16 protein-coding genes are annotated in these 18083 nt (G+C 61.2%); 12 read left to right on the forward strand and 4 right to left on the reverse strand.

The genetic code is table 11. The annotated features are described in order from the left end of the window. The first annotated feature begins 203 nt into the window (after positions 1 to 203). The 4 genes from ACXR0M_RS02310 to ACXR0M_RS02325 all read left to right on the forward strand — a co-directional run bounded on the left by ACXR0M_RS02310 (position 204) and on the right by ACXR0M_RS02325 (position 4624). On the forward strand, positions 204 to 1598 hold the full coding sequence (locus ACXR0M_RS02310; RefSeq protein WP_458829526.1) for an FAD-binding oxidoreductase: 1395 nt from the start codon (positions 204 to 206) through the stop codon (positions 1596 to 1598). Between the two features lie 40 nt (positions 1599 to 1638). After that, positions 1639 to 2304 (forward strand): fumarylacetoacetate hydrolase family protein, encoded by a 666-nt coding sequence (locus tag ACXR0M_RS02315; protein WP_458829528.1) that lies wholly within the window; start codon positions 1639 to 1641, stop codon positions 2302 to 2304. A 266-nt stretch (positions 2305 to 2570) separates the two neighbouring features. Further along, positions 2571 to 3494, forward strand: a complete 924-nt coding sequence (locus ACXR0M_RS02320) for an SdiA-regulated domain-containing protein (protein ID WP_458829530.1) — start codon at positions 2571 to 2573, stop codon at positions 3492 to 3494. A 212-nt stretch (positions 3495 to 3706) separates the two neighbouring features. Beyond that, a complete protein-coding gene (locus tag ACXR0M_RS02325) occupies positions 3707 to 4624 on the forward strand; it encodes an SdiA-regulated domain-containing protein (RefSeq protein WP_458829532.1) in 918 nt (305 codons plus the stop codon). A 148-nt stretch (positions 4625 to 4772) separates the two neighbouring features. On the opposite strand, the gene rpiA is transcribed toward ACXR0M_RS02325, so the two are convergent. After that, entirely contained in the window at positions 4773 to 5447 is a 675-nt protein-coding gene (gene rpiA, locus ACXR0M_RS02330; RefSeq protein WP_458829534.1) for a ribose-5-phosphate isomerase RpiA, read from the reverse strand. A 259-nt stretch (positions 5448 to 5706) separates the two neighbouring features. Between rpiA and ilvA the strand changes: the two genes are divergently transcribed. Beyond that, a complete protein-coding gene (ilvA, locus tag ACXR0M_RS02335) occupies positions 5707 to 7221 on the forward strand; it encodes a threonine ammonia-lyase, biosynthetic (RefSeq protein WP_458829535.1) in 1515 nt (504 codons plus the stop codon). Positions 7222 to 7260: 39 nt separating this feature from the next. Continuing rightward, the gene (locus ACXR0M_RS02340; RefSeq protein WP_458829537.1) at positions 7261 to 7686 is read left to right on the forward strand and encodes a DUF2269 domain-containing protein; all 426 of its coding nucleotides are present in this window, start codon (positions 7261 to 7263) and stop codon (positions 7684 to 7686) included. A 105-nt stretch (positions 7687 to 7791) separates the two neighbouring features. On the opposite strand, the gene ACXR0M_RS02345 is transcribed toward ACXR0M_RS02340, so the two are convergent. Further along, entirely contained in the window at positions 7792 to 8448 is a 657-nt protein-coding gene (locus ACXR0M_RS02345) for a histidinol-phosphatase (protein ID WP_458829539.1), read from the reverse strand. A 143-nt stretch (positions 8449 to 8591) separates the two neighbouring features. Here ACXR0M_RS02345 and ACXR0M_RS02350 point away from each other — a divergent pair, with 143 nt between their 5' ends. Beyond that, entirely contained in the window at positions 8592 to 9071 is a 480-nt protein-coding gene (locus tag ACXR0M_RS02350; protein WP_003229203.1) for an RNA pyrophosphohydrolase, read from the forward strand. A gap of 22 nt (positions 9072 to 9093) precedes the next feature. Continuing rightward, entirely contained in the window at positions 9094 to 11373 is a 2280-nt protein-coding gene (ptsP, locus tag ACXR0M_RS02355) for a phosphoenolpyruvate--protein phosphotransferase (RefSeq protein WP_458829542.1), read from the forward strand. 194 nt (positions 11374 to 11567) lie between these two features. Here the strand turns inward: ptsP and ACXR0M_RS02360 are convergent, their stop codons facing one another. Next, positions 11568 to 12314, reverse strand: a complete 747-nt coding sequence (locus tag ACXR0M_RS02360; RefSeq protein ID WP_458829544.1) for an NRDE family protein — start codon at positions 12312 to 12314, stop codon at positions 11568 to 11570. 130 nt (positions 12315 to 12444) lie between these two features. Here ACXR0M_RS02360 and ACXR0M_RS02365 point away from each other — a divergent pair, with 130 nt between their 5' ends. The 3 genes from ACXR0M_RS02365 (at position 12445) to ACXR0M_RS02375 (ending at position 15158) form a co-directional block, all read left to right on the forward strand. Beyond that, positions 12445 to 13227 carry a sulfite exporter TauE/SafE family protein gene (locus ACXR0M_RS02365; protein WP_458829546.1) on the forward strand — a complete coding sequence of 261 codons (783 nt, stop codon included), beginning with the start codon at positions 12445 to 12447 and terminating at the stop codon, positions 13225 to 13227. Positions 13228 to 13320: 93 nt separating this feature from the next. Beyond that, positions 13321 to 14136: a prolipoprotein diacylglyceryl transferase gene (lgt, locus tag ACXR0M_RS02370; RefSeq protein WP_458829548.1), complete on the forward strand. Its 816-nt coding sequence runs from the start codon at positions 13321 to 13323 to the stop codon at positions 14134 to 14136. 50 nt (positions 14137 to 14186) lie between these two features. Then, positions 14187 to 15158 carry a thymidylate synthase gene (locus ACXR0M_RS02375; protein ID WP_458829550.1) on the forward strand — a complete coding sequence of 324 codons (972 nt, stop codon included), beginning with the start codon at positions 14187 to 14189 and terminating at the stop codon, positions 15156 to 15158. Positions 15159 to 15292: 134 nt separating this feature from the next. On the opposite strand, the gene cadR is transcribed toward ACXR0M_RS02375, so the two are convergent. Continuing rightward, positions 15293 to 15742, reverse strand: a complete 450-nt coding sequence (gene cadR, locus ACXR0M_RS02380) for a Cd(II)/Pb(II)-responsive transcriptional regulator (RefSeq protein WP_458829551.1) — start codon at positions 15740 to 15742, stop codon at positions 15293 to 15295. An 84-nt stretch (positions 15743 to 15826) separates the two neighbouring features. On the opposite strand from cadR, the gene ACXR0M_RS02385 reads away from it, so the two are divergent. Next, entirely contained in the window at positions 15827 to 18082 is a 2256-nt protein-coding gene (locus tag ACXR0M_RS02385) for a heavy metal translocating P-type ATPase (protein ID WP_458829553.1), read from the forward strand. Position 18083 lies beyond the last annotated feature (1 nt).

The following is an 18083-nucleotide window of genomic DNA, read 5'->3' on the forward strand; positions in this document are numbered from 1 at the left end:
CGTAAACCTGTATCCCGGAGAAAAATGGCAGGGAGGGGAGCAGCCTGGAGCTGACCCGCACGGCAAGAATGCCGTCACCGCAGAACTGGCCTTGGGCACTGGCCTGCGGGGTCGGTATGCTAGCATAGCCACCCCGCGAAACACTCATTCCTGCGACGTGAAGCGTCTTCAGGATGACCATGAATTGTTCGAGAGTTCTGTCGATGACCAATCCTGCCCTGATTGATGAACTGAAGACCCTGGTCGAGCCTGGCAAGGTCCTGACCGACGCCGACTCCCTGAATGCGTATGGCAAGGATTGGACCAAGCACTTCGCCCCCGCGCCGAGTGCCATCGTGTTTCCCAAGTCCATCGAGCAAGTGCAAGCGGTGGTTCGCTGGGCCAATACCCACAAGGTGGCGCTGGTGCCATCGGGCGGGCGCACCGGGCTTTCCGCCGCGGCGGTGGCGGCCAACGGTGAAGTGGTCGTCTCGTTCGACTACATGAATCAGATTCTCGACGTGAACCTCACCGACCGCACTGCGGTGTGTCAGCCGGGGGTGGTCACCGAGCAGTTGCAGAATGTCGCCGAGGAAAACGGCCTGTACTACCCGGTGGATTTCGCGTCGGCCGGTTCCAGCCAGATTGGCGGCAATATCGGTACCAATGCTGGCGGGATCAAGGTGATTCGCTACGGCATGACCCGCAACTGGGTCGCCGGGATGAAAGTCGTGACCGGCAAGGGCGACGTACTGGAGCTGAACAAGGACCTGATCAAGAACGCCACTGGTTACGACCTGCGCCAGTTGTTCATCGGCGCTGAAGGCACCCTCGGTTTTGTGGTGGAAGCGACCATGCGTCTGGATCGCGCACCGAAGAATCTGACCGCGATGGTACTCGGCACCGCCGATTTCGACTCGATCATGCCGGTGCTGCACGCGTTCCAGGGCAAGCTCGACCTGACGGCGTTCGAATTCTTCTCCGACAAGGCCCTGGCCAAAGTGCTGGGCCGTGGCGACGTGCCGGCTCCGTTCGCAACCGAGTGCCCGTTCTACGCGCTGCTGGAATTTGAAGCGACCACTGAAGAAGTGGCCAACAGCGCCCTGGAAACCTTCGAACACTGTGTCGAGCAGGGCTGGGTGCTGGACGGCGTGATGAGCCAGAGCGAAACCCAGCTGCACAACCTGTGGAAGCTGCGCGAGTACATCTCCGAAACCATCTCGCACTGGACGCCGTACAAAAACGACATCTCGGTCACCGTGTCGAAAGTGCCCGCGTTCTTGCAGGAGATTGACGCAATCGTCGGTGAACATTACCCGGATTTCGAAATCGTCTGGTTCGGCCACATCGGCGACGGCAACCTGCACCTGAACATCCTCAAGCCGGATAACCTGAGCAAGGACGAGTTCTTTGCCAAGTGTGCGACCGTCAACAAGTGGGTGTTCGAAACCGTCGAGAAGTACAACGGTTCGATCTCCGCCGAGCACGGCGTGGGCATGACCAAACGCGACTACTTGACGTACAGCCGCTCGCCGGTCGAAATCGAGTACATGCAAGCGGTCAAGGCCGTATTCGACCCGAACGGCATCATGAACCCGGGCAAGATCTTCGCGGTTTGATTGGCAAATCCTTTGAATCAATGCAGGCAGGAGTCGGTAAATGAGCTATCAGCACCAGTATGTCGACGGCACACGCATTCACTTCCCGATCGGGAAAGTGGTGTGCATCGGGCGTAACTACGCCGAACACGCCAAGGAACTGGACAATCCGGTGCCTACCGAACCGTTGCTGTTCATCAAGCCGGGCAGTTGCGTGGTGCCGCTGGAAGGCGGTTTCAGCATTCCGACCGAGCGCGGCTCGGTGCACTACGAGGCGGAAATCGCCGTGCTGATCGGCAAACCGTTGTCGACCAAGCCGAGCCGCGAAGAAGTGCTGGACGCGATCTCCGGTTTCGCCCCGGCGCTGGACCTGACCCTGCGCGACAAGCAGGCCGAACTGAAAGCCAAAGGCCTGCCGTGGGAAATCGCCAAGTCGTTCGACGGCGCGGCGGTGATCGCCCCGTTCGTGGTCGGCAGCACCTTCGCCGACCTGACCGACATCGGTATCCGCCTGACCATCAACGGTGAAGTGCGCCAGGACGGCAACAGCAGCGCCATGCTCAACCCGATCGTGCCGATGATCCAGCACATGGCCGGCTGCTTCTCGCTGCAGGCCGGCGACGTGATCCTCACTGGCACGCCAGTGGGCGTCGGTCCGCTGAATGTCGGTGACGAGATCGTCCTCGAACTGCCAGGTGCGAGCCGCTTCACCAGCAGCGTGCGCTAACCGCCACACCGCAACTACCCTGTGGGAGCGGGCTTGCTCGCGAAAGCATTCTGTCAGTCAACAACGATGTCGACTGACACTGCGCCTTCGCGAGCAAGCCCGCTCCCACATTGCTTTGTGGTGCCCTGAAGAGGGTTGCCCACACACGATAATCCCGCCATTTGCCGTTTTTTTTACATTCTGTCCGGATAATTCCTCTCATTCTGGCGTCTCAGCCGGCCTCTTTGTGCTATTACCCATAGCCTGAATTTTCGGAACGCTTCCTGATGTCAGCTCAATCTCAACTCAAAGCTCCCCGTCGTTCACGTTTTGCCCTGCGCTGGTATGTCTGGCTTTTGCTGGTGCTTGCCGCCGCTTACGGCCTGGCGTTTGCCATGCATTGGGACGACCGTGGCCTGCTTTGGGTGCGCGAGCGTTTCGAGAGCAAGGCCGAGCAGAAGGCGAGCATCTGGTTGCCCGACTATCGCGCGGTGATCGACGGCAAATTGCTGCCGGGCATGGAAAAGGACGAGGCCTCGGACGTGTCCTACAACCCCCAGACCAAGACTCTGTTTTCGGTGATGGGCAAGAATCCGTTCCTGGTCGAGCTGACTCTCCAGGGTGATGTGCTGCGCAAAATGCCGCTGGTGGGCTGGAGCAATCCGGAAGGCGTGACGGTCATGGAAAACGGCTTGATGGCGATTGTCGACGAGCGCCAGCACCTGCTGACCATCGTCAAGGTCGATGCCAGCACCCGTGAGCTGAATATCGCCGACTTCCCCAAATACGACCTCGGCCCGTCGAAGAACCAGAACAAGGCGTTCGAAGCGATCACCTGGGATTCGCGCAACCAGCAGCTGCTGCTCGGCGAAGAGCGTCCGCCGGCACTGTTCGTCTGGAAAAGCGACGGCAGCCAGACCCTCAAGGGCGACAAACAGAAACTGGCCAGCAATGAGCTGGACATCCGCAACCTCTCGGCGCTGGCCATCGACCCGCGCACCGGCCACACCCTGGTGCTGTCCGCCGACTCGCACCTGCTGCTGGAGTTGGACGAGAAGGGCGAGCAGGTCAGCTTCATGACCCTGCTCGGCGGCTTCAACGGCTTGAAGGACACCATTCCCCGTGCCGAAGGCGTGACCATGGACGATGCGGGCACGCTGTACATGGTCAGCGAACCGAACCTGTTCTACCGCTTCGAAAAACAAAAATAACGACCTGAACCTAACCCCTGTAGGAGCTGCCGAAGGCTCGGGCCGCGTTCGGACGATCTTTTGATCTTGTTTTTTAGAATCAAAGTCAAAAGATCGCAGCGTACCGCAGCTCCTACAGGGGTTGTCTTGTGGTCTGAGGCAAGTGGCCATTAAGCTTCAGTTCAGACAGGCGTGATATTTCATCCGCCTGTTTTGATCCCGAGCCTGCCCGAATGCGTCGATTTGCCCGCCCCAAACCCCTGATTGTGCTCCTGTCAGTGCTGGTCCTGATCGTGTTGATCGCGATCGGCCAGTACCTGCGCCTGTTTGAGCGCGCCTGGTTCAATCTGCACAGTCTGTGGCGGCCGTTGAGCAGTCAGGCCATCGGCCTGGATCAATACCGGGTCGAGATCGAAGCCAGGGTCATCGACGGCTTGAACGACGATGTCTCGGCACTGACCTACGATCCGGTGCGCAAAAGCCTGTTCACCGTCACCAACAAGAATGCCGAGCTGGTGGAGTTGTCGCTCGACGGCCAGATCCTGCGGCGCATCGCGTTGATCGGTTTTGGTGATGCCGAAGCTGTGGAGTTCATCAGCGCCGACACCTATGTGATCACTGACGAACGCCAGCAGCGTCTGATCAAGGTTCATCTTGAGCAGGACACGACCTTCCTCGACGCGGCGGATGCCGAACAGATGACCCTCGGCGTGCACATGAGTGGCAACAAGGGTTTCGAAGGTCTGGCGTATGACTCAGTGGGCAAACGCCTGTTCGTGGCCAAGGAGCGCGACCCGATGTTGATATATGAGGTGCACGGTTTTCCGCATTTCAATCCGGAAAAGTCCTACGCGGTGCATGTGATCAACAACCCCAAGCGTGATGCCGGGATGTTTGTACGCGATCTGTCGAGCCTGCAATACGACGAGCGCAGCGGCCACCTGATGGCGCTGTCCGACGAGTCGGGGCTGATTCTGGAGCTGGACGTGGACGGGCGCCCATTGAGCACGATGTCGCTGAACAAGGGCCGGCAAGGCTTGCAGAAAAGCGTGCCGCAGGCCGAAGGCATTGCGATGGATGATGACGGGACGTTGTATCTGGTGAGTGAGCCGAACCTGTTTTACGTCTTTAAAAAGCCTGCGCCAAACTGACTGACACCGCAAAAAAACAAATGTGGGAGCGGGCTTGCTCGCGAATGCGGTGTATCAGACAAATTAATGTATCTGACACACCGTCTTCGCGAGCAAGCCCGCTCCCACAGGGGGAAATGCAATTACCCTGAAAGATGGAGCGCCCGGCTTACTCAGCCTTCAGCGTCTTCACGCCTTCAGGGGTACCCAGCAACAACAGATCCGCCGGTCGCGCCGCAAACAGGCCGTTGGTGACCACGCCGACGATCGCGTTGATCTGCGCCTCCAGTTCCACCGGGTTGGTGATTTGCAGGTTGAACACATCCAGAATGATGTTGCCGTTATCGGTCAGCACGCCTTCGCGGTACACCGGGTCGCCGCCCAGTTTCACCAGTTGACGGGCGACGTGGCTGCGGGCCATCGGGATGACTTCGACCGGCAACGGGAACGCGCCCAGCACCGGCACCAGTTTGCTGGCGTCGGCGATGCAGATGAAGGTCTTGGCCACGGCCGCGACGATCTTTTCGCGGGTCAGGGCCGCGCCGCCGCCCTTGATCAGGTTCAGGTGCGCGTCGCTTTCATCGGCGCCGTCGACGTAGAACTCCAGGTCGCTGACGGTGTTCAGTTCGTACACCGGAATGCCGTGGCCCTTGAGGCGGGCTGCGGTGGCTTCGGAGCTGGCGACCGCGCCATCGAATGCGCCCTTGTGCTGCGCCAGTGCATCGATGAAGCAATTGGCGGTGGAGCCGGTGCCGACCCCGACGATGCTCTTGTCGTCGAGTTTCGGAAGGATGAAGTCGACGGCGGCCTGAGCCACTGCCTGTTTGAGTTGATCCTGGGTCATGCGGGCTCCGGAAGCGGGCAAGGGGAGAACGGAAAGGCCGGCATTATAGGCTGCGGGGCGGTGCAGGTCATTGACCTGTTGGCAGATCAAAAGATCGCGGCCTTCGGCAGCTCCTACAGGAGCCGCGCGCATCCCTGTAGGAGCTGCCGAAGGCTGCGATCTTTTAAGGCGTGGCCAAAACCACCTGTTCAGTGTGGTCGTGCGGCTGAAAGCCGGGTTAGACTCGCTGGTCCCGCCCAATCGCCAGTGATGCTTTCCGATGCTCGAACAGTACGTCAAAAAGATCCTCACCTCGCGCGTTTATGACGTTGCCGTAGAAACCCCGCTGCAGAACGCTCGCCAGCTCTCCGAGCGGCTGGGCAACGACATCTGGCTCAAGCGTGAAGACTTGCAGCCGGTGTTCTCGTTCAAGATTCGCGGCGCCTACAACAAGTTGACCCAACTGAGCGATGAGGAACGCGCCCGTGGCGTGGTCACCGCGTCGGCGGGCAACCATGCGCAGGGGCTGGCGCTGGCGGCGAAAGTGCTGGGCGTGAAAGCCACCATCGTGATGCCCAAGACCACCCCGGAAATCAAGGTCGAAGGCGTGCGTTCGCGCGGCGGCAAAGTGGTGCTGCACGGCGATTCGTTCCCGGAAGCACTGGCCTACTCGCTGAAACTGGTCGACGAAAAAGGCTACGTCTACATCCACCCTTACGACGATCCGCACACCATTGCCGGGCAGGGCACCGTGGCGATGGAAATTCTGCGGCAGCACCCGCAACCGCTGGACGCGATCTTCGTCCCGGTCGGTGGTGGCGGTCTGATCGCCGGCATCGCGGCGTACGTGAAATACCTGCGTCCGGACATCAAGGTCATCGGCGTCGAGCCGGACGATTCCAACTGCCTGCAAGCAGCCATGGCCGCCGGCGAGCGCGTGGTCCTGCCGACCGTGGGCATTTTTGCCGATGGCGTGGCAGTGGCGCAGATCGGCCAGCACACCTTCGACATCTGCAAGGATCATGTCGACGAGGTGATCACCGTCAGCACTGACGAGATCTGTGCGGCGATCAAAGATATCTACGACGATACCCGCTCGATTACCGAACCTGCCGGCGCCTTGGGCGTGGCCGGGATCAAGAAATACGTCGAGTTGCGCGGTGTCAGCGGCCAGACCTTCGTTGCCATCGACTCCGGGGCCAACGTCAACTTCGACCGCTTGCGCCACGTCGCCGAGCGCGCTGAGCTGGGCGAGGGCCGCGAAGCGATCATCGCCGTGACCATCCCCGAGCAGGCCGGCAGCTTCAAGGCCTTCTGCGAAGCCATTGGCAAGCGCCAGATCACCGAATTCAACTACCGCTACAACACCGGCAGCGAAGCGCACATCTTCGTCGGCGTGCAGACGCACCCGGAAAACGATCCGCGCAGCGCGCTGCTGGCGAGCCTCACCGAACAGGGCTTCCCGGTCATCGACCTGACCGACAACGAACTGGCCAAGCTGCACATCCGCCACATGGTTGGTGGGCGCGCGGCGCAGGTGGTCGATGAAGTGGTGCTGCGTTTCGAATTTCCGGAGCGTCCGGGGGCACTGTTCAACTTCCTCAACAAGCTCGGCGGGCGCTGGAACATCTCGATGTTCCATTACCGCAACCATGGGGCGGCGGACGGCCGTGTCGTCGCCGGCCTGCAAGTACCGCATGACGAGCGTCACCTGGTGCCTGCCGCGTTGGCGGATATCGGTTACCCGTACTGGGACGAAAGCGACAACCCGGCCTATAAGCTGTTTCTTGGCTGAACGGCTACGCTGATGGGCAGGCCATAAGGAAATCGAACAATGGACACGTTAACCGCCCTGAAAACCGCGCACATGGTGGCGACGGTGGTGTTGCTGGCCGGTGCGCTGGGGCTGGGCATCTGGGTTTTTCTGGCCAGGCGCAAAGGTGATGCAACGGCCGGCAGTCGTACCTTGCAACGGCCACGGGTGTTTATCTGGCTGCTGATGGGGCTGGCGTTGTTGAGCATGCCGTTCACTGGCTGGGGCATGGTGCACTTGGTCGGCTGGCCGCTGGGGCAGACCTGGCTGCTGGCTTCCAGCGTGCTGTACACCGTGGCGGCGCTGGCGTGGTTCTGGTTGCTGGTGCGTTTGAATCGCTTGCGCAAGGCGCCGGGAGGGGTGGGGCGCTTCAGTCTGGCTTTGGCGTTGGTCGGTTTTGTCTGCTTTATCGCGATTGCCGGGTTGATGGGCGCCAAGCCTGTTTAAGGCTTTACACCGTATTGCCCCGATTCGCGAGCAAGCCCGCTCCCACAGAGGATTTGTGAACGACGCAGATCCAATGTGGGAGCGGGCTTGCTCGCGAAGGCGTAATCAGTCGCGCAACGAAATCACTGGCCAGCCACGCTTCTCGGCCTCGGCCCGCAGATTCGGGTCCGGGTCAACGGCCACCGGGTTCGCCACCTGCTCCAGCAGCGGCAGGTCATTCATCGAATCGCTATAGAAATAGCTGTCATCCAGCGTGTAGCCGGTCTCTTCCAGCCAGCGATTCAGGCGCGTGACTTTGCCCTCGCGAAAGCATGGAATATCGGTGCTGCGCCCGCTGTAGCGGCCATCGATCATTTCGCATTCGGTGGCGATCAGGGTTTCCACGCCCAGGCGCACGGCAATCGGCGCGGTAACGAAGCGGTTGGTGGCGGTGATGATCACCAGTTTGTCGCCGGCGTCGCGGTGTTTTTTCAGCAGCTCCAGCGCCTTGGGCAGCACGATCGGCTCGATGCAGTCGCGCATATAGTCGTTGTGCCACTGCTCAAGCACGTTCATTTCGGTGCGGCCAAGGATTTCCAGGCAGAAGTTCAGGTAGGCGGCATTATCCAGCTTGCCGGCCAGGTAATCCTGATAGAACTCGTCGTTGCGCGCTTTATAAGCGATCGGATCGAGGAAGCCGCGCTCGCACAGATAGTCGCCCCAGGCGTGATCGCTGTCGCCGCCCAGAAGGGTGTTGTCCAAATCGAATAAAGCCAGGCGCATTGCAGTTACCCGCTGAAAAGTCAGTAAAAAGGCGACAAGAATACGGTCTTTTCACAAGAGTGCACATAAGCTGGGAACCTTCGTTGCCGCCTGATCAAGCTTTGTGGAACAATGCGGCGACATGCGTTTGCGAGGTTGTTGCCGTGATCGACCCCGATGGTTTCCGTCCCAATGTCGGGATCATTCTGACGAATGACGCCGGCCAGGTGCTATGGGCTCGCCGTATCAATCAAGATGCCTGGCAGTTTCCGCAAGGGGGAATCAACCCTGAAGAGACGCCGGAAGACGCCTTGTACCGCGAGCTGAACGAAGAAGTTGGCCTGGAACGTGAAGATGTTGAAATACTGGCCTGTACCCGGGGCTGGTTGCGCTATCGTTTGCCGCAACGCCTGGTGCGAACCCACAGCCAACCGCTGTGCATCGGCCAGAAGCAGAAATGGTTTCTCCTGCGCCTGATCTCCAACGAGCAGCGGGTGCGGATGGATTTGACCGGTAAACCGGAGTTCGATGGCTGGCGCTGGGTCAGTTATTGGTATCCGTTGGGCCAGGTGGTGACATTCAAGCGCGAGGTGTATCGACGCGCCCTCAAAGAGCTTGCCCCGCGCCTTTTAGCGCGCGACTGACGACGGAGTTCGACCCCGAGCCATGCTCAATACGCTGCGCAAGATCGTCCAGGAAGTTAACTCCGCCAAGGATCTCAAGGCGGCGTTGGGGATTATTGTATTGCGCGTCAAAGAGGCCATGGGCAGCCAGGTCTGCTCGGTCTACCTGCTTGATCCCGAGACCAACCGCTTCGTCCTGATGGCCACCGAGGGCTTGAACAAGCGCTCGATCGGCAAGGTCAGCATGGCACCCAACGAAGGTCTGGTGGGTCTGGTCGGCACGCGTGAAGAACCCCTGAACCTCGAAAACGCCGCGGACCACCCGCGCTACCGCTACTTCGCCGAAACCGGCGAGGAGCGCTACGCCTCGTTCCTCGGCGCACCGATCATTCACCACCGCCGCGTCGTCGGCGTGTTGGTCATCCAGCAGAAAGAACGCCGCCAGTTCGATGAAGGCGAAGAAGCCTTCCTCGTGACCATGAGCGCGCAACTCGCCGGGGTGATCGCCCACGCCGAGGCCACCGGTTCGATCCGTGGTCTGGGCCGTCAGGGCAAAGGCATTCAGGAAGCCAAATTCGTCGGCGTGCCGGGTTCTCCGGGCGCGGCGGTCGGTACCGCGGTGGTGATGTTGCCGCCGGCAGACCTCGACGTGGTCCCGGACAAGCACATCACCGACATCGACGCCGAACTGGCGCTGTTCAAGACCGCCATCGAAGGCGTGCGCGCCGACATGCGCGCGTTGTCGGCCAAACTCGCGACCCAGCTGCGCCCGGAAGAGCGCGCGCTGTTCGACGTCTATCTGATGATGCTCGACGATGCCTCGCTGGGCAGCGAAATCACCACCGTGATCAAGACCGGCCAGTGGGCCCAGGGCGCGCTGCGTCAGGTGGTCACTGAACACGTCAACCGTTTCGAGCTGATGGACGACGCCTACCTGCGTGAGCGTGCATCGGACGTCAAGGACCTCGGCCGGCGCCTGCTGGCGTATCTGCAGGAAGAGCGCCAGCAGAACCTGGTCTATCCGGAAAAGACCATTCTGGTCAGTGAAGAGCTGACGCCGGCGATGCTCGGCGAGGTGCCGGAAGGCACGCTGGTCGGTCTGGTCTCGGTACTCGGTTCGGGTAACTCCCACGTCGCGATTCTGGCGCGGGCCATGGGTATTCCGACGGTGATGGGGCTGGTCGACCTGCCGTATGCCAAGGTCGACGGCATCGAAATGATCGTCGACGGCGTGCGGGGCGAGGTCTACACCAACCCGAGCGAAGTGCTGCGCAAGCAGTTCGCCGAAGTCGTCGAGGAAGAGAAACAACTGGCCCTGGGCCTCGACGCCTTGCGCGACCTGCCGTGCGTGACCCTCGACGGGCACCGCATGCCGCTGTGGGTCAACACCGGCCTGCTGGCCGATGTGGCGCGGGCGCAGAAGCGTGGTGCCGAAGGTGTCGGCCTGTACCGCACCGAAGTGCCGTTCATGATCAACCAGCGCTTCCCGAGTGAAAAGGAACAGCTGGCGATCTACCGCGAACAGCTCGCCGCGTTCCATCCGCAACCGGTGACCATGCGCAGCCTGGACATCGGCGGTGACAAGTCGCTGTCGTACTTCCCGATCAAGGAAGACAACCCGTTCCTCGGCTGGCGCGGGATTCGCGTGACCCTCGACCACCCGGAAATCTTCCTGGTGCAGACCCGCGCCATGCTCAAGGCCAGCGAAGGCCTGAACAACCTGCGGATTCTGCTGCCGATGATCTCCGGCACCCACGAACTTGAAGAAGCCCTGCACCTGATCCACCGGGCCTGGGGCGAAGTGCGCGACGAAGGCACCGATGTGCCAATGCCGCCGATCGGTGTGATGATCGAAATTCCGGCTGCGGTGTACCAGACCAGGGAACTGGCGCGGCAGGTGGATTTCCTCTCGGTCGGCTCCAACGACCTGACTCAGTACCTGCTGGCCGTGGACCGTAACAACCCACGGGTCGCCGACCTCTACGACTACCTGCACCCGGCGGTGCTGCAAGCCCTGCAAACCGTGGTGCGCGACGCGCATGCCGAAGGTAAGCCGGTGAGCATCTGCGGCGAAATGGCCGGTGATCCGGCAGCGGCGGTGCTGTTGATGGCGATGGGCTTCGACAGCCTGTCGATGAACGCCACCAACCTGCCGAAGGTGAAATGGATGTTGCGCCAGATCAACCTGAGCAAGGCCAAGGATCTGCTGGCGGAACTGATGACTATCGATAACCCGCAAGTGATTCACAGCTCGCTGCAGCTGGCGCTGAAGAATCTCGGGTTGTCGAAGATGAACCCGCCGGTGGTCAACAAGGCTGTTTGAAGATCAAAAGCCCCTCACCCTAACCCTCTCCCAGAGGGAGAGGGGACTGATTGGGGGATGCTGCAGACCTCCGCCGACCTGAAGGTGCTTTGCTGAATCCATAACCAACTCGGTCTTTCAGGTCGATGTACGGCTCAAGACACCTCGGTCGGCCCCCTCTCCCTCGGGGAGAGGGCTGGGGTGAGGGTTGGCTCTTAGACACAAATCTCAACTTCCCCAAGATGCCCGCCATACGGCCCAAAACTGCGCTCAACCATCCGCCGCGTCCCATCCGCCTGCACAATCAACGCCGTACTCGCCCGCGTGCCATAACTCTGGCTGGCAATAAACACACTCGACAACAGTGACTCGGTCGCCAGCCCGACCCCGGTATCCGGCAGCTCGGCAAATGGCGCAGTCTGCGTATCGCCCAGCAACTCCAGCAACCGCGCCGGCTGCGGGTCCTCCAGCACTGCGCTCAACGCCGCCCTGGCCTTGAGCAGTTTCGGCCACGGCGTATCCAGCCCGGCATTCGACAGTCCGTAAACCCCCGGCTCCAGCATCACCGGTTCGGACGCCCGCGCATTGAAGTGCCACAGCTCGTGGGCATTGCCCAGCAACAGGTTGAACCCGGCGTACTCCGCTGCCCGGGCGACCACATCGCGCAAATACTCACCAAGGGACGCATCGCCCATGAGAAACCGCGCCACCAGTTCGCCCCGCGACTTGCGCGCCGGCGGCTGGTGCGGATCGCGGATATTGGTCAGCGCTGCAAAGCGCCCATTGGCGCCGATCCCCAGCCATGTGCCGCCGGCTTCCAGATCACGTCCGGCGTGCACGTGCGGCGCTTCCGGCCATGGCGCCAGCGGCAGGCTGGGCCGGGCGTAGAACTCGTCACGGTTGGCCGCGACGATCAGCGGCTGGGCATGGCCCGGGCGCCATGCGAAAACAATCAGGCACATAAGGTGGTCCTTGTGTGTTTTCTGCTCACTCTACGCAGTCGGCGTCCGTGCATCCATCGTCAGTGGAGCCGAAGGCCATGCATCCGTTACCATGCCGCTCCGGTTTGGGGGATGCGCCTGGGAGACGGCCATGGAATTTCTGCTCTATCTGGCGTTGGGCGCCTGTGCGGGCGTGCTGGCCGGGCTGTTCGGTGTCGGTGGCGGGATCATTATCGTCCCGGTGCTGGTGTTCAGTTTTACCTTGCAAGGCTTCGATCAGTCGATCCTCACGCACCTGGCCGTGGGCACATCGCTGGCGACGATCATCTTCACCTCGGTGAATGCCGTGCGCGAGCACCATCGACGTGGTGCGGTGCGCTGGCCGATCTTCATGTGGATGACCGTCGGTATTCTGCTCGGCGCCGGTTTCGGCGCGCTGACCGCCGAAGCGATCTCCGGGCCCAACCTGCAGAAGATCATTGGTGTGTTCGCCCTGGTGATCGCCCTGCAACTGGCGCTGGAGGTCAAACCCAAGGCCAGTCGAACGGTGCCCGGCAAACTCGGTCTGACCGTGGCCGGCACTGTGATTGGCTGGGCCTCGGCGATTTTCGGGATCGGCGGTGGTTCGCTGACCGTGCCGTTTCTGACCTGGCGCAGCGTGCCGATGCAGCAGGCGGTGGCGACCTCGTCGGCCTGCGGTCTGCCGATCGCCGTGGCCAGCGCATCAAGTTTCATGATTCTGGGCTGGCATGATCCGTTGTTGCCACCGCATAGTCTCGGTTTTGTCTATTTGCCGGCGCTGCTGGGCATTGCCTTGACCAGCATGGTCTTCGCCCGCCTCGGTGCGCGCCTGGCGCATAGACTGTCGCCGCGCTTGCTGAAACGGCTGTTCGCCGCTTTGCTGTTCTGCGTGGGCCTGAATTTCCTGCTCTGACCTTACGGGTCCGAACAGGCCGCAATCCTGGCTTAATCCTGAGGTGGCAGCGTCGCCCGGGAATTTTGGTTTCAACTCTAACGAGGAGTCGCAATGCTGCCTTACCCGCAGATCGACCCGGTGGCCTTGGCCATCGGTCCGCTGAAAATCCACTGGTACGGCCTGATGTACCTCGTCGGCATCGGCGGCGCATGGCTGCTGGCGTCGAGCCGGCTCAACCGATTCGACCCGACCTGGACCAAGGAGAAGCTTTCCGACCTGGTGTTCTGGCTGTCGATGGGAGTGATCGTCGGCGGACGTCTGGGTTACGTGCTGTTCTATGACCTGAGCGCCTACCTCGCCAACCCGACGCTGATTTTCGAAGTGTGGAAGGGCGGCATGTCGTTCCACGGCGGCTTCATCGGAGTGATGCTCGCTGCGCTGTGGTTCGGCAAGCGCAACGGCAAGTCGTTCTTCCAACTGATGGACTTCGTCGCGCCAATGGTGCCGATCGGCCTCGGTGCCGGGCGTATCGGCAACTTCATTAACGCCGAGCTGTGGGGCAAACCGACCGATGTGCCGTGGGCGATGATCTTCCCGCCGTTCAGCGATCCGGCGCAGTTGCCGCGTCATCCGTCGCAGCTGTACCAGTTCGCGCTTGAAGGTGTCGCGCTGTTCCTGATCCTCTGGTTGTTCTCGCGCAAGCCGCGTCCGACCATGGCGGTATCGGGCATGTTCGCGCTGTTCTACGGGATTTTCCGGTTCATCGTCGAGTTCGTCCGGGTACCGGACGCGCAACTGGGCTATCTGGCCTGGAACTGGCTGACCATGGGGCAAGTGTTGTGCGTGCCGATGATTGTCGGCGGTCTGTTCCTGATCTGGCTGGCCTATCGTCGTGCGCCGGCAGCGCCGCTTGCGCCGACCGCTTAAACTACGAACCCCGGCGCGCGACGCCGGGGCTCAAAGGACACAGGTAACTCATGAAGCAATATCTCGAACTGGTCTCGCACGTCATCCAGAACGGCACCAAGCAGGCCAACCGCACCGGCATCAACACCATCAGCTTCCCGGGTGCGATGCTGCGTTTCGATCTGCAGGAAGGTTTCCCGGCGATCACCACCCGCAAGATGGCGTTCAAGTCGGCCATCGGCGAGATGTGCGGTTTTCTGCGTGGCGTGAACAATGCCGCTGAATTCCGCGAGCTGGGCTGCAAGGTCTGGGACCAGAACGCTAACGAAAACGCGCAGTGGCTGGCCAACCCGTTCCGTCAGGGTGACGATGACCTCGGCGAAATTTACGGCGTGCAATGGCGTAAGTGGCCGGCGTACAAGCAGATCCCGCTGAGCAACACCGCCGCTATCGAACAAACCTTGAGCAACGGCTACAAGCAGATTGCCCAGAGCGAAGAAGACGGCCAGGCCTACGTGGTGCTGTACAAAGCCATCGATCAGGTGCGTCAGTGCGTCGACACGATCATCAAGGATCCTGGCAGCCGGCGCATCCTGTTCCACGGCTGGAACTGCGCCCAGCTCGATGAAATGGCCTTGCCACCATGCCATCTGCTGTACCAGTTCCACCCGAATGTCGAGACCAGAGAAATTTCCCTGACCCTCTACATCCGCTCCAACGACCTGGGCCTGGGCACGCCGTTCAACCTCACCGAAGGCGCCGCGCTGCTGAGCCTGATCGGACGCCTGACCGGCTACACGCCGCGCTGGTTCACCTATTTCATCGGTGATGCGCACGTCTACGAAAATCATCTGGACATGCTCAACGAACAGCTCAAGCGCGAGCCGTTCGCCATGCCGAAGCTGAAAATCTCGGATCGGGTGCCGGAGTTTGCCAAGACTGGCGTGTATCAGCCGGAGTGGCTGGAACTGGTGGAACCGAGTGACTTCTCGCTGGAAGGTTACGAGCACCATGCGCCGATGACGGCGCCGATGGCGGTCTGACAAGCAATACGCAGTGCCCTATGTAGGAGCTGCCGAAGGCTCGGGCCGCGTTCGGACGATCTTTTGATCTTGCTGTTTATAAGATCAAAAGATCGCAGCCTGCGGCAGCTCCTACATTTGGTTTTGCGTAGGGCTCAATGGCCGTGGCTGCGGCCTACGTGGGAGGGTTCGACTTCGGTTGCGACAACTCCGCCACTCACCTCCAGCCGCTGCAAAATCCCGCACTGATCCGCTTCCGGCCCTTCGCCACAACGTTGGCGCAGGTCGAGCAGTTGCGTCTGCAACGCCAGTAACCCGTCGATCCGCGCCTTCACATGCTGGATGTGCTCGTCGATCAGCGCATTGACGCTTTCGCACTGGTCCTGCGGACTGTCGCGCAAGGCCAGCAGGCTGCGAATCTCTTCGAGGGTCATGTCGAGGGTGCGGCAGTTGCGGATGAAGGTCAGGCGTTCGGCGTGGGCTTGGGTGTAGACGCGGTAATTGCCGTCGCTGCGCGCCGGTTCCGGCAGCAGGTTTTCGCGCTCGTAGTAGCGGATGGTTTCCACGGCGCAGTCGGTGAGTTTCGCCAGTTCGCCAATCTTCATGACGGCAATCTCCAAATGGGTGCTTGACCCTATAGTGGCTACAGGGTCTTTACTTGGCAACAGGCACCTTTACGGACGCAACCAATGAGCGATTCCCGGCACATTCACAATCCCCACGCGGGGCATGACCACAGTCATAAATTGCAGCCTGTGCATAAACATGATCACGGCGCTGATTCCTGCTGTTCAGCAAAAGCCGTCGTTCCGTCGCTGGTTCAACTGAGCGAGGCAAAAAGCGCCGACGCCCGCCTGAGCAGTTTTCGCATCGAGGCGATGGACTGCCCGACCGAGCAGACGCTGATCCAGAACAAGCTCGGCAAACTGGCCGGCGTGCAACAACTGGAATTCAACCTGATCAACCGCGTGCTCGGCGTGACCCACAACCTGCCGGACACCGCACCGATCACCGCGGCCATTTCTTCCTTGGGCATGCACGCCGAACCGCTGGAGGCGGGCGTCGAAGCATCGTCCCCGGCGCCGGTGAAAAAACACTGGTGGCCATTGGCGCTGTCCGGTGTCGGTGCGCTCGCCGCCGAAGTGATCCACTTCACCAACGCCGCACCAACCTGGGTGGTGGCGGTCATCGCGCTGGTGTCGATCCTCAGCGGTGGCCTGGCCACTTATAAAAAGGGCTGGATCGCCCTGAAGAACCTCAACCTCAACATCAACGCGCTGATGAGCATCGCCGTAACCGGCGCCATCCTCATCGGCCAGTGGCCGGAAGCGGCGATGGTGATGTTCCTGTTCACCGTGGCCGAGCTGATCGAAGCGCGTTCGCTGGACCGTGCGCGTAACGCCATCGGTGGCTTGATGCAGATGACGCCCGAGCAGGCGACCGTGCAGCAGGCCGACGGCACTTGGCTGGAAAAGGAGGTGAAAAGCGTCGAACTCGGTGCGCGGGTGCGGGTAAAACCCGGCGAGCGTATCGCGCTGGACGGTGAAGTGGTCAGCGGCAGCTCGACCATCGACCAGGCACCGATCACCGGTGAAAGCCTGCCGGTGGAGAAAACCGTGGGCGACAAAGTCTTCGCCGGCACCATCAACCAGGCCGGCTCGCTGGAATACACGGTGAGCGCTGCAGCGAACAACTCGACCCTGGCGCGGATCATCCATGCCGTCGAACAGGCGCAAGGCGCACGTGCCCCGACGCAACGCTTTGTCGATCAGTTCTCGAAAATCTACACCCCGGTGGTGTTCGTACTGGCGCTGGCGGTGGCGATCATTCCGCCGCTGTTTATGGGTGCGGTGTGGTTCGACTGGATCTACCGCGCGCTGGTGCTGCTGGTGGTGGCTTGCCCGTGTGCGCTGGTGATTTCCACCCCGGTGACCATCGTCAGCGGCCTCGCGGCAGCGGCGCGCAAAGGCATTCTGGTCAAGGGCGGCGTGTATCTGGAGGGCGGTTTCAAGCTCGATTATCTGGCGCTGGACAAGACCGGGACCATCACCCACGGCAAACCGCTGCAGACCGATTACCTGGCGCTGGACCCAACCGCCGAAGCCACCGCTCCAGCTATTGCTGCGGCGCTGGCCGGGCGTTCCGATCACCCGGTGTCGCTGGCAATCGCCCACGCGGCTGTGGATAAAAACCTCGCCGCGCTGAATGTGGATAACTTCGAAGCGTTGGCCGGGCGCGGGGTGAAGGGGCAAGTCAACGGTCAGACCTATCACTTGGGTAATCACCGTCTGGTCGAAGAACTGGGGCTGTGCTCGCCGCAACTGGAGGAGAAACTGTTTGCCCTGGAGAAACAGGGCAAGTCCGTGGTGCTGCTGCTCGACAGCTCCGGCCCGCTGGCATTGTTCGCCGTGGCCGATACGGTCAAGGAGAGCAGCCGCGAGGCGATCCGTCAGTTGCACGCACTGGGCGTGAAAACCCTGATGCTCACCGGTGACAACGTGCACACCGCGCAGGCCATCGCCGAGCAGGTCGGCATCGATCAGGCCAAGGGCGACTTGCTGCCGACCGACAAGCTGCAAGCCATCGAAGCGCTTTATGCACAAGGCCATCGGGTGGGCATGGTTGGGGACGGCATCAACGACGCCCCGGCGCTGGCCCGCGCGGAGATCGGTTTCGCCATGGCGGCGGCCGGTACCGACACCGCGATCGAGACCGCCGATGTCGCCCTGATGGACGACGATCTTCGCAAGATCCCGGCGTTCATCGGCCTTTCGCGCGACACTGCGAGCATTCTGAAACAGAACATCGCGTTGGCGCTGGTGATCAAGGCTATCTTTCTTGGGGTCACCTTCGCCGGGCTCGCCACCATGTGGATGGCGGTGTTCGCCGACATGGGCGTGAGCCTGTTGGTGGTGTTCAACGGCTTGCGTCTGCTGCGCAAGTAAA

This window comes from Pseudomonas sp. Eth.TT006 (genome assembly GCF_054456575.1).